Source organism: Actinopolymorpha rutila (genome assembly GCF_013407855.1).
Taxonomy (GTDB): Bacteria; Actinomycetota; Actinomycetes; order Propionibacteriales; family Actinopolymorphaceae; genus Actinopolymorpha; species Actinopolymorpha rutila.
Genome location: NZ_JACBZH010000001.1, coordinates 5,085,518 through 5,105,486, shown reverse-complemented (window position 1 = coordinate 5,105,486; position 19,969 = coordinate 5,085,518). Strand labels below are relative to the sequence as shown.

The following is a 19,969-nucleotide window of genomic DNA, read 5'->3' as shown; positions in this document are numbered from 1 at the left end:
CAGATCGGATCAGTCCCGTTCAACCGCGCGGCGGGCCCGCCAGGATCGCGTCCTCGATCCTGGCGGGGTCACCGGGCGCCAGCCAACGTCCCCACCAGGTGGCGCCGGCGTCGGCGAGAGCGGCGATTCCGTCCGGATCGTCGATGCCGCTGACCTTCATGTCGAAACCGTCACAGGTTCCGCGTTCGCGGGCGACGAACGCGAGGAGCTCTCGGACGTCGGCGGGAGTGATCGGTCCCTCGCTCGCCTGCGGCGGTCCTTTGTAGGCACAACAGCCGTCCCAGCGGGCGATCCGGCGGCGAACGCCCGGAGCCAGCAGGTCGCCACCGATCCAGATCGGGATCCGCGGCCGTTGGACCGGGGTGGCGGCGTAGCGCAGCCCGTCGACGCGGTAGTGCGTACCGTCGAGGTGAACGGGCCGGCCGGTCCACAACGCCGCGATGATCGCCAGCCCCTCGTCGACGCGCTCGGCTCGCTCGCGCGGGTGTGCCGGCTCACCGACCGCGCCGAAGCCGGGCTCGTGGCCGTCGCCGCTGCCGACTCCGAGGATCAGCCGCCCGCCGGACAACACGTCCACCGACACCGCCTCACTGGCGAGCTTCCACGGCCGGCGGCGGGGGAGCGGAGTGACGGTGGTGCCGATCCGGATCCGGCTCGTGGCCGTCGCCATCGCGGCCAGGCAGACCCACGGGTCGTAGGTCGGCAGGTCCGTCCGGCCCTGGTAGACGAGGTAGTCCTCGAGGAAGAACGCGTCCCAGCCGGCCTGCTCGGCCTGTGCCGCCAGGCGTGCCAGTCCGGCCGGGTCGAGTCCGGGCCCGGCCGCTCCGGTCGTCACCGAGAATCGCATGCGCGAAAGGTAGCGGGCACGACCGACAGCGGCTCCTGCTCGGCCACCTGTTGCCGACGCCGGTCCAGCTACGGCCACCACCCTGGACACGGTGAGAGCGGCCAACGAACAGTGGCACCGTGACAGCTGACCGCATCGTCGACGTCCGTACGTCCTTTGTCCACGCCGACAAGCCCGAGCCGGACCGCCGCGACGGTGGTGACCGGGAACCGGTCCGGCGCGACCACTGGCTGGGCGGCAAGGTCGCCAACCCGATGACGAAGTACGCGGAGTTCCGCGACAACCGCGACGCGGGGATCGGCGCCGCCGACGGTGGCACGGTCGTGGTGGAGGTCGAGTCGGAGTCCGGCGCGGTCGGTGTCTCCACGACGGCCGGACTGGCGACGGCGGCGGTCATTCAGCAGCACCTCGCCCGGCTGGTCGTCGGCGAACGCGCGAGCGCGCACTCGCGTACGTGGGACCGGATGTTCTCCAGCACGTTGCGGTACGGCCGGAAAGGCCTTGTGCTGCACGCGATCTCGGCGGTCGACCTGGCGATCTGGGACCTGCACGGCAAGGTCGTGGGCGAGCCCGTGCACGCGTTGCTCGGTGGCCGGATCCGGGACGCGGTGCAGGTCTACGCGACCGGTCCGCGGCCGGAAACCGCTGCCCGGTTGGGGTTCGCGGGCGCCAAGCTGCCGTTGGTGTGGGGCCCGTCGGAGGGCGAGGCGGGCTTCCGGAACAACGTCGCTCTGGCCCGGGAGGCACGCGAGGCGGTGCCCGCCGACTTCCCGTTGATGTACGACTGCTGGATGGCGCTGGACGTCGACTACGCCGTCCGCCTCGCGCACGCGGTCGAGCCGCTGGGCTTCACCTGGATCGAGGAGCCGCTGCCGCCCGACGACTACGCGGGCCTGCGCCGGATCCGGGACCGGATGCCGCCGACGATGACGTTGAACACCGGCGAGCACGAGTACACCGCGAACGGTTTCCGGCTGCTCTGCGAGGCAGGGGTGGACGTCATCCAGCCCGACCTCGGCTGGTGCGGCGGGATGACGGAGGTGCTGCGGATCGCCGCGGTCGCCCGTGTGTACGGCGTACGGGTGATCCCGCACACGTGCGGCATGCCGAACTACCACTTCGTGGTGACCCAACCGGGCGGTGACCTGGCGGAGTTTCCGGTGCTGTCCGCCGACGGTGAGCAGTTGGCGCCCCAGCACGCCCCGCTGCTGCTCGGCGAGGACATCCCTGACAAGGGCTGGTTGACAGTGGGCGAGAACCCCGGCTTCGGGCTGGCGCTGAACCCCGACGTGGAACTGGTGCCGGCCGTACCCGACCTGTCCGGAGTGGCGCGATGACGAAGCCGCGCGTAGGTGTGGTCGGCACCGGCTGGTGGGCCGGCACCGCGCACCTTCCCGCGTTGGCCGCGCACCCCGGTGCCGATCTGACGGCGATCTGCGAGCCGAAGGCCGACCGTGCCCGTGAGGTGGCCGCGCGGTTCGGCGTACGCCACGTCTTCGTCGACCTCGCCGACCTGCTCGCCGCCGAGGTCGTCGACGGCCTGGTGATCGCCACCCCGCACACCACCCACCACGCCCTCGCCCGGGCCGCGCTGGAGGCCGGGGTGCACGTGCTGGTGGAGAAGCCGCTCACCACCAGCGCTGCCGAGGCGTTCGACCTCGTCGACCTCGCGGAGTCCCGCGGGCTGCAGCTGACCGTGGGCTACACCTACCATCACACTCCGGCCGCCGCGTTCGTGCGCGACGCGGTCCGCGAGGAGATCGGCGACCTCGTCTGCGTCGCCGCGCAGTTCAACTCCGCCACCCAGACGCTGTTCGGCGGCGGCGACGACCCCGGCGAGCCGGACGTTCCGCACCCGATGACGTACGCCGACCCGGCCAGGTCAGGCGGCGGACAGGGCCACACCCAGGTGACGCACCTGATGGGTGCGGTCATCTGGACGACGGGCCGGGAGGTCGAGGAGGTGTTCTGCTACCAGGACGACCGCGGGCTGCCCGTCGACCTGGTGGACGTGATGGCGTTCAGGTTCGCCGGGGGCGGCCTCGGGACCGTCACCTCGACCGGGACCGCCGTGGACGGCCAGCCGCCCCGGCACCGCATCCATTACGACGGCACCCGCGGCACGGTGTTCCACGACCTCGCCACCGGAGCTGCCACCCTGGTGCGGGCGGGCGGGCAGCGGGTCGAGTGCCCGCCGCCCAGCGAGGGTCCGGCGTACCCGGTGGGCGCCCCGGTGCGCGCGTTCGCTGAGCTGCTCGCCGGCCGTGGCACCAACCGCGCGCCCGGAGATCTGGCGGCCGCCACCGTGGCGTTCCTGGACGCGGCGTACCGTTCGGCGGCGTCAGGGCGCGCCGAACGCGTGCCACACCGAGGTGACGCCAACCACTGATCGCAGTGCGTCGAGGAGCAACATGTCGTACGCCGCCGGCCGCCGGCCCCACCACGACGGTTCCGAACGCTACGTGAGCGACGAGGCGCCGAGCGTCGGCGACACGGTGACGGTGTTCGTCCGCACGGCCGACGACGATCCGGACGGCCCGGCCGATCGGGTGCACGCGCGGATGATCCGCGACGGCGAACCGGCGTACGTCCAGGCCACGGTGGACCGACGCGCCGACGGCGCGACCTGGTGGCGCGCGGACCTCCCCGTTGTCAACGAGACCTTGCGGTATCGCTTCCTGCTGGACAGCTCGCGCGGCCGCGACCGCTGGCTCAACGGCCGCGGCACCAATGAGCGCGACGTGGATGACAGTGCCGACTTCCGGCTGAGCACCGCGTCGGAGCCGCCTTCGTGGGCCGCGGACTCGGTGGCGTACCAGATCTTTCCCGACCGGTTCGCGCGGTCGGCCGCCGCGGACGGCCGGGAACTGCCGGACTGGGCCGTACCGGCGACCTGGGACACGCCCGTCCTCGCCCGGCACCCGGATGCCGTTCGGCAGGTGTACGGCGGGGACCTCGACGGCATCGCCGAACGCCTCGACCACCTCAGCACGCTCGGGGTGAACCTGATCTACCTGACGCCGTTCTTCCCGGCTCGCTCCAACCACCGTTACGACGCGGCCGGCTTCGACCACGTGGACCCGCTGCTCGGCGGCGACGCGGCGCTGGCCCGGCTCACCGAGGCCGCGCATCGACGGGGAATCAGGGTGATCGGCGACATCACGCTCAACCACGTGGGCGCCACCCATCCGTGGTTCCGGGCCGCGACGGCCGACCCGGCAAGCGTCGAGGACGGCTTCTTCCACATCGACCGAGCCACCGGCAGCTACGCCACCTTCGCCGGAGTCGCGTCCCTGCCCAAGCTCGACCACACCAGCGCCGAGCTCCGGAACCGTCTCTACGCCGGCCGGGGTTCGGTGGTCGACCGCTACCTGCGTGAGCCGTTCGGGCTGGACGGCTGGCGGGTCGACGTCGCGCACTCGGCCGGCAAGCACGGTCCCACCGACCTGGGGGAGCTGGTGAGCCGGACGACGCGGGCGACCGTCGAGGCCGCCCGGCCCGACGGCCTGCTGCTGGCCGAGGACCAGTTCGACGCCTCGGCCGCGCTGCAGGGGCCGGGGTGGCACGGGACGATGGACTACGCCGGGTTCACCCGGCCGGTGTGGTCCTGGCTGGTCGACGACATCGGCGAGGAGACGTTCTGGGGTACGCCCGGACCGGTGCCGGACTACGACGCGGGCGACCTCGCGGCGGTCATGGACACGTTCCACGCGGTGCAGCCCTGGCGTAGCGTGCGCCACAACCTGACTCTGATCGACTGCCACGACACCGGACGTTTCCGGTCCTTCGCCGGGCCGGATCGTCAGCTCGTGGCGGCAGCGCTGACGATGACGTTGCCGGGCATACCGATGGTGTTCGCCGGTGACGAGGTGGGCGTGGAGGGCGACCACCTGGAGTCCGGGCGGGTGCCGTTCCCATGGGATCGTTCCCAGTGGGACACCCGGACGTACGCCACCTACCGCGAGCTGATCGCGCTGCGGCGCGCGCACCGGGCGTTGCGCCACGGCGGACTGCGCTGGCTGCACGCGGCAGGCGACGTCGTGCTGTTCGAACGCGAGTGCCTGGACGAACGGCTGCTGGTCCAGGTCTCCCGCGCCGCCCACCGACCGCTGCCCGCACCGTTCACGGCCACCGGTCTGGCGGGCGCACCCGACGTCCGGGCCGGCGAGGCCTTGCCCGGCGACGGTCCCGCTCACCACGTCTGGCGGGCGGAGGCGTAGGCGGACGCAGGCGTGGCGTCGTGCCGAAAACCTGACGAGGTGTGGCGGCCCGCGGGCCTCGGATCACGGGCCATACTTGCGCGATGCCATCCGCCTCCCGTGCCTCGTACGCGTCGTTCACCACCGGCGACGATCTGCTCGTCGAGTTCCGCAAGTGGCCCGCGACCCTGCACTACCGGGTGACGGCCGTGTTCCTCGGGGCGGACGAGTTCGGTGCCTGGGTCGGCTCCATGAAGGGCCGCCCGGTGGACCGCGGGGCGGGACGGCGCCCGAACGTCGTCTCGGAGGACTGGGTTTCGTTCCTGCCGTACGGACGGGGCTGGGCGGCGCGGTGGTACGCCAGGCAGGCGGCCGCCGGGCGAGCCTCGCGCTACTCCTGCTACGTCGACATCACCACGCCGGCGCGGTTGGACGAGCACGGAGTGCACCTGGTCGACCTGGACCTCGACGTCGTACGTACGTGGGACGGAGCCGTCGAGGTCCTGGACGAGGACGAGTTCCAGGAGCATCGCCGCGTGCTCGGTTACCCCGAGCCGATTGTCAAGTCGGCCTTGCGTTCGGTCGCGGACGTACGCGAGGCCATGACGGCCGGGACGTGTCCTTTCGACGGGGAGGAGGCCGGCAGGAGAGTTTCGTCATCCGCGGCGTACGACGAATTCCGGCTGAGACACTCGGACGCGCCTCTGTCGTAAAGACCTTGTTGAAGGTGAGATGCCCAGAATGCGTCCGGTCTCCAGGCGAGTGCGGGCACTGTCAATCGTGGCCTGCCTTCCCGCGGTGATACTCGTGGCGACGACGATCGCCCCTCCGGCCGCGGCGACGACTTCCTCCCCGACGCCGGCGGCGACACCCACGTCCACGCCGAGGCCGCGTGCGGCGAAGACGGCCACGCCGAACGACTTCAACGGGGACGGGTTCATCGATCTCGCCCTCGGCTCGCAGGCGACCGTCGCCGGGTTCCCGTTCGCCGGCATGGTGCCCATCGTCTACGGCAACGGCACCACGCTGAACCCGGCGAAGCGGCAGCGGATCGACGAGTCGCTGGCCTGGGTACCGGGTGTTCCGCAACAGGACGAGGGGTTCGGGTCGACGCTGGCCTCGGCGGACTTCAACGCCGACGGGTTCGCCGACCTGGCGGTGTGTGCGCCCACCGAGACAGAGGACGGATTCAGTGGAGTCGGAGCGCTCTACATCCTGTTCGGCACTTCCGCGGGGTTGACGCGTGCTTCGCGGGTCCTCTCCAACTGCGACGAGGTGGCGGCCGGAAGGTTCAACGGGGACGGGTTCGCCGACCTCGCGGTTCTCGGTGACCAGCCCCACGTGGTGTACGGCAGCGCGACCCTGAGCAACCCGGGCGGCATCGTGCTGCGCAACTTCGGGGTCGTCAACTCCGACCTGTTCGCGCGGGCAGCCCTCGCGGCCGGTGACCTCAACCACGACGGCTTCTCCGACGTCGTCTACACCGCCTCCCGCACGCGCGGTGTGGTGCTGCAGGTCTACCTCGGCGGCGCCGGTGGCCTCGGCACGAACTTCTCCCAGCAGATCGCCACGTCACTGTCCACCTCGGCCTCGATCGGGGACATCAACGCGGACGGGTTCGGCGACCTCGCGGTGGGCAGCCCTTCCGACAGCGTGGGCTCGATCGATCTCGCCGGGCAGGTACGCGTCTGGTTCGGCGGTGCGGCCGGCCTGCTCCTCAGCCGCGGGGTCACGGTGATCAACCAGAACTCACCCGGGGTGCCAGGCGGCCCGGAGGCGGGCGACTACTTCGGCTTCAGCGTCGCTCTCGGCGACGCCACCGGCGACGGGAAGGCCGACCTCGCGATCGGGGTGCCGTTCGAGGACATCGGCACGGTCGTCGACGCCGGTTTCGCGACCGTGATCCTCGGTGCTGCCTCCGGGCTCAACCTCGCGTCGTCCAAGGCGTACCAGCAGGGATCCGGTGGTGTCCCGGGCACTGTCGCGTCGGGCAACGAGTTCGGCTGGGCGCTGGTGTTCCGGGACTTCAACCGGGACCGCCGCGCGGACCTTGCCATCACGGCGGTGGGTACGAACGCCAACCAGGGTCTGGCGATGGTGCTGACCGGAACGGCAAGCGGGGTGGGCGGCCCCGGCGTGTTCCCGGTGCTGACGCCGCAGGTGCTGGCGTTCCCGGTGCCGACCCGGGCGTTCTTCGGCGTCTCGCTGTCCAGGTAGCGGGCCGGACTCAGCCGGCGGGCTCGAGGTGGCCGACACAGGTCTGTGGTTGCCCGGACGACCGTGAGCCGTCCGGGCACACCACGTCCGACCACACCGCGTCGGTGAGGTCGGCGTCCTCCAACCGGGCGCCGGTGAGGTCGGAGTCGACCATCCGGGCGCCGGACAGGTCGGCGTCGCGCAGGTCCGCACCCGTCGCGTCCGCGCGGCTGAGCGTCACCTGGCTCAGGTCCGCGGCGTTCAGGCGCGCCCGGATCAGTCCCACCGCGGACAGGTAGGCGCCGTGCAGGCCGGCCCGGCGCAGGTCCGCGCTGCCCAGGTCGACGCCTCGCAGTGTCGCGGTCTCCAGGACGGCGTCGGTGAGGTCGGCGCCGGACAGGTCGACGTGGCTCAGCCTCGCCGCTGCCAGGCTCGCCCGGTGCAGGTTGGCCCGGCTGAGGGTGGCCCGGCTCACCTGCTGGTCGTCGAGGGTGGCGCCTTCGAGGTTCGCGCAGCGCATCGTCCGGCGGCTGAGCGAGGAGCCGGACAGCGTTCTGTCCGACAAATCGGGACCGGCCTGGGCGCGGGGGCAGTTGCGCCCGTGGCCGCCGGACGCGCAGGCCGCGAGACTCCCGGCAAGGGCGGCGAGAACGATCCAGACCGCCACCGCGCGCCTTCCCCCGTACCGCACCCGACCAGTATCGGTGCACCGAGCCCGGGCGTCACAACCTCGCCACGAAACCGTCCGTCGTCGCCACCACCTCGCGAAGGATGTCGGCCGAATTGACCGGATCGGCGGCGGTTTCCAGGCCGTGGTCGGCACCGGGGATCTCCAGCACCTCCGCCTTGGTGGAGCGGGCGAGGTCGCCGTTCCAGGTCGGGTCGCCGGTGCCGCCGACCAGCAGCGTCGGCGCCGTGGCCGACGTCAGCGCGCCGGTCACGTGCTGCTCGCCGCAGAGTGGGGTCAGCCAGATCGCCGGGATGTTCCGCTCGACCGCGACAGGTGCGGCGAACGTACCGAGCGACTTGCCCACCAGCAGCAGGCGTTCGGCCTTCTCCCGGTCCAGCGCCGCGACCGCCTGGTCGCACACCCAGCCGGCGATCGCCGCGCGGTCGGACAGGGCCGGGGGCTCCCACCACACCTCCTGCACCGTCCAGCCTCGGGCGAGCAGCACCGCGCCGGTGAAGTGCAGCAGCGGGCGGGCCGGCGTGTAGTACCCGCCGGGCAGAACGATCGCGACGCGGGCGGGGTCGGCCTCGAACCGGTTGTGATCAGTCATGCCCCATTGTCGCCACCGGCCGGTGCGAGCGCGCTCGACCTCTCGCGCTCGCCGGGCGTGGCGCGTATCCGAGTCCGGTCACCTGGCCGCGATGATCTTGTGGGCGTACGCGGACACGCCTAGATTCCCCGGGACTGTCCAACTCCCGCCCAGGAGGCTCCGTGTCCAGAACACCGTCCCGGTCTTCGCACCTGGTGCCGCGGGTGCTGGCGGCGGCCGGCACGCTCGCGCTCGGCTTCGGCGTACTGACCGGAACCGCGGCGGCAGCACCCCAGCCGGTCCGCGGCACGCCCGCGCACCCGGCGGTCAAGGTGGCAACAGCTGCCACCGGTGCCAAGCCCGCCACCGCGACCACAGCGACCAGGCCATCCACCTTGACCCTCGGCGCCCCCGTCTGCGGGACGCTGTGCGACGGTGCTCCGGTGACCGATGCACGCGAGGACCGGCTGGCCGACGGAACGACCATCTACGGACGCTCGATCGAGTTGCATCTGTCCGACCGGGACGCGATGGGCTGGGCGAGCATCAACAACGGCGACCCCACCGACGAGGTGTGGCTGGACCGGTCCTACGACGGCGGGAAGACGGTCGCCGACACCAAGCTCGGTGACGCGACCATCCCCGCGGGCAAGCGCGGCACCACCACCGCGATGTTCAACGTGAACGACCCGGACCACCAGCGCACCGGCGTACTCCGCGCCTGCGGCAAGGCCGGCAACCGCGACGACGTGCGGTGCACCGCCTGGACCGGCGTCGAACGCCCGAACACTCAGGGAACACCCACCAAGCGTGCGGTGGAGGCCCTGGTCAAGCTGTACAACCGGGACACCGGGCTGTGGAACACCACCGGCTGGTGGAACTCCGCGAACGCGCTGACCGCCGTGCTCGACTACGAGCTGGCCACCGGCGACCGGTCCTACGACTGGATCATCGCCAACACCTACGACAAGAACCTGCACGCCCAGGGCGGCAACTTCACCAACGACTACATCGACGACACCGGCTGGTGGGCGCTGGCCTGGATCAGGGCGTACGACCTGACCGGACAGCAGCGCTACCTGGAGACGGCGAAGTACGACGTCGACTACATGTGGAGCACCCACGACGACGTCTGCGGCGGCGGTGTGGTGTGGAACGTCAACCAGCGTTACAAGAACGCGGTCACCAACGAGCTGTTCATCAAGGCTGCGGCGAGCCTGCACAACCGCATCCCGGGCGACAGCGAGTACCTCGGCCGGGCGCTGAACATCTGGCAGTGGTTCCGGGCCAGCGGAATGATCAACTCGGACAACCTGATCAACGACGGCCTCAACGGTACGACCTGCCAGAACAACGGCCAGACCACCTGGACCTACAACCAGGGCATCGTCCTCGGCGCGCTGACCGAGCTGGCCGCGGCGACCAAGGACAGCTCCTACCTCACCCAGGCGCGCGAGCTCGCCGACGCCTCGACCGGTAGCGAGTACCTCAACCCCGACGGCGTGCTGACCGAGCCGTGCGAGCCGAACGGCTGCGGCGCGGACGGGCCGACGTTCAAGGGCGTCTACGTCCGCAACCTCGGCGAGCTGAACGCGATGCTGCGCGGCCGGCCCTACCAGCGTTACCTGCAGCGACAGGCGACCGTGTCATACCTGCGCGACCGGAACCGCTTCGACCAGTACGGCGTGCACTGGGCCGGGCCGATCGAGGCGATCAGCGCGGCCACCCAGCAGAGCGCAACCGAAGCGCAGATCGCGCCTCTGTGGGGCCGCGGCTCCAACCAGGGCTGACGCGGGCCTACTCGGTCTGTCAGGTCTACCAGGCCCTCAGTCGTCGAGGGCCTGGTAGACCGAGGTCCAGAAGTCGAGGTAGATCTCCGACAGCTGCGGGAACCCCGACCGCTGGGTCATCAGGATCGCGGTGAGGTCCTCGCGCGGGTCGGAGTACCACGACGTGCCGAGGCCGCCGTCCCAGCCGAACTGCCCGGGCACGGCCGACGTCGAGTCGCGGCGGGTCACCACGGCCAGGCCGAGTCCCCAGCTCCTGCTGTCGAAGTACCCCGGATAGAAGCCGGACTCCTCCTTCACCCGCGGCGTGAGGTGGTCGGTGACCATCGCCTGGACCGTGGTGCGGGACAGGATGCGTTCGTCGCCGTACCGCCCGCCGGCCAGCATCATCTGACCGAACGCCGCGAAGTCGTCGACGGTGGAGACGAGTCCGCCGCTGCCGGAGTGGAACGCCGGCGGGCTCGCCCACTGGCCACCGGCGGCCGGGTCGTACACCCGCAGCGCACCGGTGTCGGGGTCGGGTTCGTAGCTGGTGGCGAACCGGCCCAGCTTGCCCGCCGGAACGCTGAACGCGGTGTCCCTCATGCCGAGGGGTTCGAAGATCCGGCGGCGGCAGAACGTCTCCAGGGACTGGCCTGAGGCGCGTTCGATCAGTACGCCGAGAACGTCCGAGCCGGTGTTGTACATCCACCGCTCGCCGGGCTGGTGCATCAGCGGCAGGGTGCCGAACCGGCGGATCCACTCGTTCGGCCCGGGCAGCTCGGCCGGCCGGGGCGGGCCGTTGCCAATGCCCGCCTCGGCGATCGCGTCCTGGATCGGGTAGCTGCCCGGCGGTGCGAAGAACACCCCGAAACCGAGCTGGAACGTGAGCAGGTCGCGCACACTGATCGGCCGGTTCGCCGGCTCCGTGTCGGTCACCGACCCGTCGAACCGCTTCATCACCTGGCGGTCGGCGAGCTCGGGCAGCAACGTGTCGACCGGATCGTCAAGGCGGAGTTGGCACTCCTCGACCAGGATCATCGCCGCCACCGCGGTGACCGGCTTGGTCATGGACGAGATCCGGAAGATCGTGTCCCGTGCCATCGGGGTGCGGCCGTCCACCTCGGTGAGCCCGATCGCGTCGACGTGGGTCTCACCGCGCCTGCTGACCAACGTCACCACACCAGGTGCGGTGCCGCGCGCGACGTGCCCGGCCATCGTGTCGTGCATGCGGGCCAGTCGTGCCTTGGACAGGTTTCCCGTGGTCATGTGCGGCCTCCTCGCGCCATCTGCGCGACCATTGTGGTGGGTACGGCACCGATGTGGCTACCGAAGCGCCGCTGCGGTCGCCTCAGTGTCGAACCTTGACGACGATCCGGTCGCGGAAGGCCGGGTAGACCGGCACCGCGGCGGCGTCCGGCCATCGTCTGCGCAGCGCGGTGGCGAACTCCTCGAACCACCCGGCCAGCGACGTGAGGGTACCGGAGCGCCGCGCACAGGTGAGGAACGTGTCGACCGTGGCGAGTGATCTTGCCCGCTTGGAGAAACCTCCGCCGTGCGGCGGGTAGGTGCCGTCGTACTTCTCCGAATGGCTGACCAGCTGGATGGTCTTCGCCGCGGCGACGGCGGTGAAGGCGGTGGCGAAACCGGCGTCGTCGGCAGCCACCGGGCACCGGACCGCGAGCTCCTTCCGGTAGGCAGTCTCCAGTTCGTCGCAGATCTCCTCCGGAAGCAGCGACCAGCAGGGGCAGCCCGGGAACGGGAACCGCAGGCACACCGCGTCCAGCAGCGCGTGCTGGAAGCAGGCGCTCTCGAAGTCGAAGAACCGCACGCCGCTACCGCCGTCGTCGACCAGTCGGCAGTTCTGCGGGCAGCTGTCGCCGCCGACGAACACGAGATAGTCGCCGGGATCCGACAACGTGGCGAACACCTGGTCGATGTCGTCGTCGATGCCCACCGGGTCGGGAAGATCGGGCGCTGTCGCGGCGTAGGCGAGGAGCCGATCCCGCGGCCCGGCGAGCGGGAACCCGTTGCAGCTCACCAGGTCCAGCGCCGGGTCGATGGGTCCGAGTGCGGACGCGATCGCGTAGAACTCCTCCGCCCGCCCGACGGTTGTGGCGTGCAGCCGGCCGAGCGCGGTGGCGTACCGCACGAGGCCGTCCCTGGCCGCGTTCGGATCTTCGCCCAGAAGCAGCCGGTCCAGTGACGGCCCGGGACCGAGGTCCTCCATCACGAGGAGCCCGGCATCCGCGTCCGCGGCGACGAACCGCGGCGCGGCAGTGCTGCCGATCGAGGTGAGGAACCGAAGGGCAGCGTGTTCGGTTCGCAGGTACGCCGGATCCGCTCGCCAGTCGCCGGCCGGCCTGAGCGTCTTCACGATGAGCTGTCGGGGAAGCGCGGCCCCCGCGTCGCCGAGCCTACTGTCCACCCTGCACCGCAGTACCCACGGATGCGACTCCGTCCATCTGCCGGCGACGTCGCGGTCCAGATGGGGCTCGCAGGAGACGACGCGCACGGGCGTGCCGGCCGTGCGCGACAACAGGCGTTCGAGCTGGTCGACCAAAGGGGGCACGGTCGGGGATCCTCCCACGATCGACCGGCCGGACGCAGCGTCGGCGAAGCGCTGGGCAAATCCGGCCACCTCGAGGGCGTTGACTCGGGCGGCTGCGCGACCACGATACGGGGCAGTGCCCGGTCCCGGAACTCGATGGAGGTCCCATGCGCAACGGCCGGCTCCTGCAGACGGGTGTTCGAGTTGGCGTCGGTGCGCTGGCCCTGCTGGTGGCCGGTGTGTTCGGCGCCCCGTCCGGTGCGAGGGCTCCGGCCGCACCGGCGGATCCGGGTTCGAAGCCGGCGGGTCACGCCCGGGCGGTGAGCAAGGAGGTGGTGACTCCGCCGACCACGCGGTCCACCCAGGAGGCCGGCGATCCGCCGTACCGCGGCTGGAGCAGTTGGAGTCTGCAGTCCACCAAATATCCCGGTCTCAACCCGCGCGGTGGCGCGAGCTGGCTGCACGAGGAGAACGTGCTCACCCAGGCGCGGGCGATGGCGAGATACCTCAAGCCCTACGGCTACGAGTACGTCAACATCGACTCGGGCTGGACCGCGAGCTGGGACTGGCAGGCTGACGTCGACGAGCACGGCCGGCAGAAGGCGAACGCGGAGCGGTTCCCGCACGGCATGAAGTACGTCGCCGAACAGATCCACCGGCTCGGACTGAGGGCCGGCATCTATCTCGCGGTGGGCCTGGACAAGGCCGCGTACGACCGCGGCGACCTGCCGATCGCGGGCGCGCCCGGCTGTGGCACGCACGACATCGTCTACCCGGACCTGCGCACCACCAACGGGTGGGACAGCGCGTACAAGATCGACTTCTCCAAGCCCTGTGCCCAGGCGTACGTCGACTCCCAGGCGGCGATGATCGCGGACTGGGGCTACGACCTGCTGAAGATCGACGGTGTGGGACCGGGGTCGTTCAAGTCCGGCCCCAACTACGACAACCGGCCCGACATCAGGGCCTGGCACGAGGCGATCGGCAGGACCGGACGCGAGATCAGGCTCGAGCTGTCCTGGTCGCTGGACCGCGCAGCGATCGCCGACTGGCAGAAGTACGCCGACGGATGGCGGATCGACACCGACGTGGAGTGCTACTGCGACACCCTCGTCACCTGGGCCAACTCCGTCGACAACCGCTTTCACGACGTGCCCCCCTGGGTGCAGCACGCCGGCCCCGAGGGCTCGAACAACCTGGACTCCCTCGACGTCGGCAACGGCGAGATGGACGGGCTCACCGACGCCGAACGCTATTCGTACATGACCTTGTGGGCGATCTCGGCCGCTCCGCTCTACACCGGCGACGACCTCACCCGGCTCGACGGGCTGGGCAAGCGGCTGTTGACGAACCGCGAGGTGCTGGCGATCAACACGCAGGGCCGACCGGCCAGCCCGGTGGTCCCGGACGCGTTGCAGCAGGTGTGGCGGGTGCAGAACACCGACGGCAGCTACACCGTCGCGTTGTTCAACCTGGACCGCAAGCCCGCCGTCGTCGGCGCGCGGTGGACCGACGTGGGCTTCGCGGGCCCGGCCGCCGTCCGGGACGTGTGGGCTGGGCGCGAACTGGGCCGGCAGGCCGATGGGTACGCGGCGATGCTCCCCGGCCACGGCTCCCGGCTGCTGCGCGTCACCCCGGTCCGGCCGGCGGAGTCGTTCGAGGCCGAAGCTGCCGGGAACGTCCGTACGGGCGGCGCGAGCATCAACGAGTGCGACGGATGCGCGGGCGGCCTCAAGGTCGGCAACCTCAACGACGGCGCGAGCCTCACCATCACCGGCGTGGAGGCCCCGCGTGCCGGCAGCTACGACGTCACCGTGTCCTACGTCGACGGCTCGGCGGGGCGGCCGATCGGGATCGCGGTGAACGGCGGCGAGGTGCGGCGGGTCGTGCTCGGCGGCGCGGACGACGACCGCTGGGACCGGCCGCAGAGCGAGACGCTGCGGCTGAACCTGAAGGCTGGTTCGAACACGCTGACGTTCAGCCATGTCGGTGACTACGGGCCGGACATCGACCGGGTGACCGTGCAGGCGACCCGCTGACCGGCCCGGCTGAGCGGTGGGGTTCGCGGCCGGATCCTGTCAGCTCGGCCGTCCGGCCGGGTGTGCCGCCACTGTGATGTGACATGGTACTGCGGTGGCTGATCTTGGACGGCCCGCCGACGTGGTGATCGTCGGCGCCGGCGTGGTGGGCGCTGCCTGTGCCTACTACGCCGCGCGGGCAGGGCTGCGGGTGGCGGTGGTCGAGGCCGGCACGATCGCGGGCGGCACCACCGGGTCGGGAGAAGGCAACCTGCTGGTCTCGGACAAGGAGCCGGGTCCCGAACTCGACCTCGCGCTGGCGTCGTTGAAGGTGTGGGGTGAGCTCGCCGAGGACCTCGCACCGGCCGACGTCGAGTACGAACCCAAGGGCGGGGTCGTGGTGGCCGAGACGCCGGAAGGCCTTGCGGCGTTGACGAAACTGGCCGATGTCCAACGCGCGTCAGGCGTCGTCGCCGAGCCGGCCGACGGTGCGGGCCTGGCCGAGCTCGAACCCAACCTCGCACCCGGCCTCGCGGGCGGCGTGCACTACCCGCAGGACGCCCAGGTGCAGCCGATGCTGGCGGCCGCCTGCCTGCTGCGCCGGGCGCGTGAACGCGGCGCCCAGGTGCACACCGGAGTCCGGGTCGTCGGCATCGATCGGGGTGCGGGCGAGGGTGCGGACGGCCGGATCACCGGCGTCGTCACCTCGGCCGGGCGGCTGGCCGCAGGTGCGGTCGTCAACGCCGCCGGCACGTGGAGCGGTGAGGTGGCCGCCCTCGCCGGTGTCATGCTTCCGATCCAGCCGCGCCGTGGGTTCATCCTGGTCACCGAGCCACTGCCGCCGCTCGTACGCCACAAGGTCTACGACGCCGACTACGTGGCCAATGTCGCCAGCAGTTCGCCAGGACTGGAGACGTCCACGGTCGTGGAAGGAACGCGCGGCGGCACCATCCTGATCGGAGCCAGCCGCGAGCGCGTCGGCTTCGACCGTACCCTGTCGGTGCCGGTGCTGGCCCGGCTCGCCGCCCAGGCAGTAAGACTTTTCCCTTTCCTGGAAGGGGTTTCCACCATCCGGGCGTACCGCGGGTTCCGGCCCTACCTGCCCGACCACCTGCCGGTCATCGGCCCGGATCCGCGCGTGGCAGGGCTTTTCCACGCCTGTGGGCACGAGGGTGCGGGCGTGGGCCTGGCGCCGATCACGGGGTCGCTGGTCGCTTCGGTGCTCACCGGGACCGAGCCCGCGGTGGATCTCCGGGCGTTCCGCGCGGACCGGTTCGACGCCTCGCCGACGTACGCAGAACAGCAGGGGGAGGTAAGCACATGACCACCGAAGCCGGTGCTCCGGCATCCGACGGGCCCGCCGAGCACCTGGTCGTCGACGGGCAGCCGGTGGCGTTCGCTCACGGGCAGACCATCGCGGCGGCGCTGCTCGCGGCGCACCGGACCTCGTGGCGTACGACCCGCGCCGGCCGCCCGCGCGGGATCTTCTGCGGCATCGGGGTCTGCTTCGACTGCCTGGTCACCACGAACGGCCGCCGGGTGCGCGCCTGCCTGGAACCCGCCCGCGGCGGTGACGTGGTGACCACCGGGCCGGTAAGTCCTGAGGTGCTCGAGGTGCCGCACGAGGCGAGCCACATGTCCAGCCCGGTGCCGCCCACCAGGTGCGACGCCGTGGTCGTCGGCGCGGGACCGGCCGGCCTCACCGCCGCGAACGCGATGGCCGAGCACGGACTGTCGGTCGTCCTGCTGGACGCCGGGGAGCGGCCGGGCGGGCAGTACTACCGGCACTCCGTCCGAGCCGAGTCGGCCGAGGCCGCGAGCCCCCACTTCCGGACGCTGCGGGCCGACCTGGACCGGCACGTGGTCGCCGGCCGGATCGACTACCGGCCCCGCTACCAGGTGTGGACGCTGGAACGCACGCCGCCACCGGTTCCCGCACCCGCGGCGGCGCAACCAGCCGACCCGGTGTGGACGGTGCACGCGCTGGCGGAGGGTCCCGAATCCGCAGCCTTCCAGGTGGTCGCACCCGCCGTGGTGGTGGCGACCGGCGCGTACGACCGTCAGCTTCCCTTCCCTGGTTGGGATCTACCCGGCGTCGTCGCGGCAGGTGGCGCCCAGGCGTTGCTCAAGGGAAGTGGTGTCGCGCCCGGCGGCCCGGGCGGTCGGGTGGTGGTTGCGGGCAGCGGACCGTTCCTGTTGCCGGTGGCCACCGGGCTGGCGGAGGCGGGTGTACGAGTCGCGGGCGTGTACGAGGCGAGCAGGCCGCGGAACTACCTGCGGCACGCGCGGACGCTGGCGGGGCAGCCGGGCCGGTTCGCCGAAGCCGCCGGGTACGCCCGCAAGCTTGCCTTGCACCGGGTTCCGTACCGCACCGGCCGTGCGGTCGTCGCCGCGCACGGGGACGAACGGCTCACCGGTGTCACGGTCGCCCGGCTGGACGCGCGGCGTCGCCCGCTCCCGGGCAGCGAACGGCATGTCGCCTGCGACACGCTCGCGGTCGGGTACGGCTTCACCCCGCAGCTCGACCTGCTGGTCGAGGCCGGTTGCGACGTACGAACGGACACGAACGGCACGCCGGCGGTGGTGGCGGACGCCGACCAGCGAACGACCTGCGCGGGGCTGTACTCCGCCGGTGAGACGACCGGTGTCGGCGGCGCGGCCCTGGCCCTGGTGGAGGGCGAGCTCGCCGGTCTCGCGGTGGCGACCGCGGCCGGCGGGCCGGTGGAGGAGACGCGCAAGGACCGGTTGCGGCGGCGCAAGGCCAGGTTGCGCGCCTTCGCCGACGTGCTCGACGCCGTACATCCGTTGCCCGCCGACTGGCTGGACGACGTGCCCGACGAGACGGTGCTGTGCCGGTGCGAGGACGTGCCGGTCGGGGCGGTCCGGGCGGCGATCCGCGACCTCGGGGCCGGCGACCCCCGCTCGGCGAAGCTGCTCACCCGGGCCGGGATGGGCTGGTGCCAGGGGCGTACGTGCGCGGTGGCCACCGCGGCGTTGGTCGGCCGGCTGACGGGTTCGCCGCCGGACGTCACCGACGCGGCAGCGCTGGCCCGCAGGCCGATCGCCCAGCCGGTGCCGCTCGGCGTACTCGCCTCCCTCACCGACTCCGCGCCCACTGCCGCCATGCCCACTGCCGCCATGCCCACCGACGACTCGGCAACCACCGACGGATCCCCCGGAGGAACAATCCGATGACGAGCACGATCCAGCCCACCCCGCCGACCAGGCCCTGGCACGGCGTCCTGGTGGCGACCGCGCTGCCGTACCACGACGACCTGACCGTGGACCACGACCGGTACGCCGAGCACGTGCGCTGGCTGGTCGACAACGGCTGCGCCGGGGTGATCCCGAACGGTTCGCTGGGGGAGTACGCCTCGCTCACCGACGAGGAGCGTTCGGCGGTCCTTCGTACCGCGCTCAAGGCGGTGCCCGAGGCGGCGGTGGTACCCGGGGTGTCCGCCTACAGTGCGCAGGCCGCCCGGCGCTGGGCCGAGGACGCCGCGGAGGCCGGAGCCCCGGCCGTGCTGTGCCTGCCGCCGAACGCCTACCGCGCGGACGACCGGATCGTGCTGGCGCACTTCGCCGAGGTGGCCAAGGTGGGGCTGCCGGTCGTGGCGTACAACAATCCGTACGACACCAGGGTCGACCTCACCCCGGAACTCCTTGCCCGGCTGCACGGTGAGGGCCACATCGTCGCGGTGAAGGAGTTCAGCGGCGACGTGCGCCGGGCCTACCGGATCGCCGAGCTCGCACCCGGCCTGGACCTGATCATCGGCGCCGACGACGTGGCGCTCGAACTCGCCGTCGCCGGCGCGGTCGGCTGGATCGCGGGATTCCCGAACGCCTTCCCTGCCGAGTGTGTGCGGATGTACGACGCCGCACGGGCCGGCGACCTGGCCACCGCTCTGCCGCTGTACCGCACGCTGCATCCCTTGCTGCGCTGGGATTCCAGGACGGAGTTCGTGCAGGCGATCAAGCTGTCCATGGACATCGTGGGCCGTCGCGGCGGCCCGTGCCGGCACCCGCGGCTGGCGCTGACGGCCGAGCACGAGGCGGTCGTACGGGCGGCGACCGAGCAGGTGGTCGCGGCCTTCGAGGTGGCGCCGTCCGGCCGGGCCGGCCGATGAGGACCCGGCACGTCTTCCACGCCGTCGACTCCCACACCGAGGGGATGCCGACGCGCGTGATCACCGGCGGCGTGGGCGTGATTCCCGGCGCGACGATGTTCGAACGCAGGCAGCACTTCGTCGAGCACCTGGACCATCTGCGTACGTTGCTGATGTACGAGCCGCGCGGCCACAGCGCGATGAGCGGGGCGATCCTGCAGCCGCCCACGCGCCCGGACGCCGACTTCGGCGTGCTCTTCATCGAGGTGTCCGGCTGCCTGCCCATGTGCGGGCACGGGACCATCGGGGTGGCCACCGTTCTGGTGGAGACCGGCATGGTCCCGGTGGTGGAGCCGGTCACGCAGGTTCGCCTTGACACCCCGGCCGGGCTGGTGGTGGCCGAGGTCGCGGTGGCCGACGGGGTGGCCCGCGGGGTGACGTTGCGGAACGTTCCCGCGTTCGCCGCCGGGCTGGACCTGTCGGTCAAGGTACCGGGGCTGGGTGAGGTGCCGTACGACCTCGCGTACGGCGGCAACTTCTACGCCGTCGTGGAGACCGAACGCGTCGGGCTCACCTTCGACCGTTCGAACAAGCAAGCGCTGCTTGACGCCGGGCTGGCGATCATGGCGGCGATCAACGAGGCCGCGCCGCCCCGCCACCCGGAGAACCCCGAGATCTCCGGGTGCCACCACGTCTACCTCGCCGCACCGGGCTCGGACGCGCACCGTTCCCGGCACGCGATGGCGATCCACCCGGGCTGGTTCGACCGTTCGCCCTGCGGCACCGGGACGTGTGCGCGGATGGCACAGCTACATGCCCGTGGCCTGCTCGAACTGGACCGCGACTTCGTCAACGAGTCCTTCATCGGTACGACGTTCGTCGGCCGGCTGCTGGCCGAGACGACCGTCGGTGGCCTCCCCGCCGTGGTGCCGACGGTGACCGGGCGGGCCTGGCTCACCGGCACCGCGCAGTACTTCCTCGACCCGGAGGACCCGTTCCCGCACGGATTCTCCCTGTGAGCCCCGTG

General features: G+C 71.6%; 16 protein-coding genes. 11 read left to right on the top strand and 5 right to left on the bottom strand.

Annotated elements, in window-relative coordinates:
- Positions 1 to 19: 19 nt before the first annotated feature.
- Complete coding sequence (locus tag F4554_RS22780) at positions 20 to 847, bottom strand: LLM class flavin-dependent oxidoreductase (protein WP_179789439.1); 828 nt, start codon at positions 845 to 847, stop codon at positions 20 to 22.
- 119 nt (positions 848 to 966) lie between these two features.
- On the opposite strand from F4554_RS22780, the gene rhmD reads away from it, so the two are divergent.
- The 5 genes from rhmD to F4554_RS22755 all read left to right on the top strand — a co-directional run bounded on the left by rhmD (position 967) and on the right by F4554_RS22755 (position 7,263).
- On the top strand, positions 967 to 2,184 hold the full coding sequence (rhmD, locus tag F4554_RS22775) for an L-rhamnonate dehydratase (protein WP_179789438.1): 1,218 nt from the start codon (positions 967 to 969) through the stop codon (positions 2,182 to 2,184).
- Entirely contained in the window at positions 2,181 to 3,236 is a 1,056-nt protein-coding gene (locus F4554_RS22770; RefSeq protein ID WP_179789437.1) for a Gfo/Idh/MocA family protein, read from the top strand. The genes rhmD and F4554_RS22770 overlap by 4 nt, the downstream gene beginning before the upstream one ends.
- Before the next feature lie 22 nt (positions 3,237 to 3,258).
- Positions 3,259 to 5,067 (top strand): glycoside hydrolase family 13 protein, encoded by a 1,809-nt coding sequence (locus F4554_RS22765; protein ID WP_179789436.1) that lies wholly within the window; start codon positions 3,259 to 3,261, stop codon positions 5,065 to 5,067.
- 83 nt (positions 5,068 to 5,150) lie between these two features.
- Positions 5,151 to 5,759: a ribonuclease FAU-1 family protein gene (locus F4554_RS22760; RefSeq protein ID WP_179789435.1), complete on the top strand. Its 609-nt coding sequence runs from the start codon at positions 5,151 to 5,153 to the stop codon at positions 5,757 to 5,759.
- A 94-nt stretch (positions 5,760 to 5,853) separates the two neighbouring features.
- Positions 5,854 to 7,263, top strand: a complete 1,410-nt coding sequence (locus tag F4554_RS22755) for an FG-GAP-like repeat-containing protein (RefSeq protein ID WP_179789434.1) — start codon at positions 5,854 to 5,856, stop codon at positions 7,261 to 7,263.
- Positions 7,264 to 7,273: 10 nt separating this feature from the next.
- On the opposite strand, the gene F4554_RS22750 is transcribed toward F4554_RS22755, so the two are convergent.
- Positions 7,274 to 7,933: a pentapeptide repeat-containing protein gene (locus F4554_RS22750; protein ID WP_179789433.1), complete on the bottom strand. Its 660-nt coding sequence runs from the start codon at positions 7,931 to 7,933 to the stop codon at positions 7,274 to 7,276.
- A gap of 31 nt (positions 7,934 to 7,964) precedes the next feature.
- The gene (locus F4554_RS22745; RefSeq protein WP_179789432.1) at positions 7,965 to 8,522 is read right to left on the bottom strand and encodes an alpha/beta fold hydrolase; all 558 of its coding nucleotides are present in this window, start codon (positions 8,520 to 8,522) and stop codon (positions 7,965 to 7,967) included.
- Between the two features lie 161 nt (positions 8,523 to 8,683).
- Between F4554_RS22745 and F4554_RS22740 the strand changes: the two genes are divergently transcribed.
- Complete coding sequence (locus F4554_RS22740; RefSeq protein ID WP_337796166.1) at positions 8,684 to 10,291, top strand: glycoside hydrolase family 76 protein; 1,608 nt, start codon at positions 8,684 to 8,686, stop codon at positions 10,289 to 10,291.
- A 36-nt stretch (positions 10,292 to 10,327) separates the two neighbouring features.
- Here F4554_RS22740 and F4554_RS22735 read toward each other — a convergent pair whose 3' ends face one another.
- Together F4554_RS22735 and F4554_RS22730 are read right to left on the bottom strand one after the other, a co-directional pair.
- Positions 10,328 to 11,536 carry a serine hydrolase domain-containing protein gene (locus tag F4554_RS22735; RefSeq protein ID WP_179789431.1) on the bottom strand — a complete coding sequence of 403 codons (1,209 nt, stop codon included), beginning with the start codon at positions 11,534 to 11,536 and terminating at the stop codon, positions 10,328 to 10,330.
- Between the two features lie 82 nt (positions 11,537 to 11,618).
- The gene (locus tag F4554_RS22730; protein WP_179789430.1) at positions 11,619 to 12,839 is read right to left on the bottom strand and encodes a phosphotransferase; all 1,221 of its coding nucleotides are present in this window, start codon (positions 12,837 to 12,839) and stop codon (positions 11,619 to 11,621) included.
- Positions 12,840 to 12,985: 146 nt separating this feature from the next.
- Here F4554_RS22730 and F4554_RS22725 point away from each other — a divergent pair, with 146 nt between their 5' ends.
- The 5 genes from F4554_RS22725 (at position 12,986) to F4554_RS22705 (ending at position 19,961) form a co-directional block, all read left to right on the top strand.
- Positions 12,986 to 14,857, top strand: a complete 1,872-nt coding sequence (locus F4554_RS22725) for an alpha-galactosidase D (RefSeq protein WP_179789429.1) — start codon at positions 12,986 to 12,988, stop codon at positions 14,855 to 14,857.
- Between the two features lie 94 nt (positions 14,858 to 14,951).
- Entirely contained in the window at positions 14,952 to 16,160 is a 1,209-nt protein-coding gene (locus F4554_RS22720; protein WP_179789428.1) for an FAD-dependent oxidoreductase, read from the top strand.
- Entirely contained in the window at positions 16,157 to 18,031 is a 1,875-nt protein-coding gene (locus tag F4554_RS32515) for an FAD-dependent oxidoreductase (protein ID WP_179789427.1), read from the top strand. The genes F4554_RS22720 and F4554_RS32515 overlap by 4 nt, the downstream gene beginning before the upstream one ends.
- The gene (locus F4554_RS22710) at positions 18,028 to 18,963 is read left to right on the top strand and encodes a dihydrodipicolinate synthase family protein (protein WP_179789426.1); all 936 of its coding nucleotides are present in this window, start codon (positions 18,028 to 18,030) and stop codon (positions 18,961 to 18,963) included. Before F4554_RS32515 ends, F4554_RS22710 begins: the two co-directional genes overlap by 4 nt.
- Positions 18,960 to 19,961, top strand: coding sequence for a proline racemase family protein (locus F4554_RS22705; protein ID WP_179789425.1), 1,002 nt, complete (start codon positions 18,960 to 18,962; stop codon positions 19,959 to 19,961). Before F4554_RS22710 ends, F4554_RS22705 begins: the two co-directional genes overlap by 4 nt.
- Positions 19,962 to 19,969 lie beyond the last annotated feature (8 nt).

Bases quoted from the DNA above. Each gene is read 5' to 3' on its own strand.
- F4554_RS22780 (WP_179789439.1), bottom strand. From the start codon at position 847: ATGCGATTCTCGGTGACGACCGGAGCGGCCGGGCCCGGACTCGACCCG.
- F4554_RS22770 (WP_179789437.1), top strand. From the start codon at position 2,181: ATGACGAAGCCGCGCGTAGGTGTGGTCGGCACCGGCTGGTGGGCCGGC.
- F4554_RS22765 (WP_179789436.1), top strand. From the start codon at position 3,259: ATGTCGTACGCCGCCGGCCGCCGGCCCCACCACGACGGTTCCGAACGC.
- F4554_RS22760 (WP_179789435.1), top strand. From the start codon at position 5,151: ATGCCATCCGCCTCCCGTGCCTCGTACGCGTCGTTCACCACCGGCGAC.
- F4554_RS22745 (WP_179789432.1), bottom strand. From the start codon at position 8,522: ATGACTGATCACAACCGGTTCGAGGCCGACCCCGCCCGCGTCGCGATC.
- F4554_RS22735 (WP_179789431.1), bottom strand. From the start codon at position 11,536: ATGACCACGGGAAACCTGTCCAAGGCACGACTGGCCCGCATGCACGAC.
- F4554_RS22725 (WP_179789429.1), top strand. From the start codon at position 12,986: ATGCGCAACGGCCGGCTCCTGCAGACGGGTGTTCGAGTTGGCGTCGGT.
- F4554_RS32515 (WP_179789427.1), top strand. From the start codon at position 16,157: ATGACCACCGAAGCCGGTGCTCCGGCATCCGACGGGCCCGCCGAGCAC.
- F4554_RS22710 (WP_179789426.1), top strand. From the start codon at position 18,028: ATGACGAGCACGATCCAGCCCACCCCGCCGACCAGGCCCTGGCACGGC.
- F4554_RS22705 (WP_179789425.1), top strand. From the start codon at position 18,960: ATGAGGACCCGGCACGTCTTCCACGCCGTCGACTCCCACACCGAGGGG.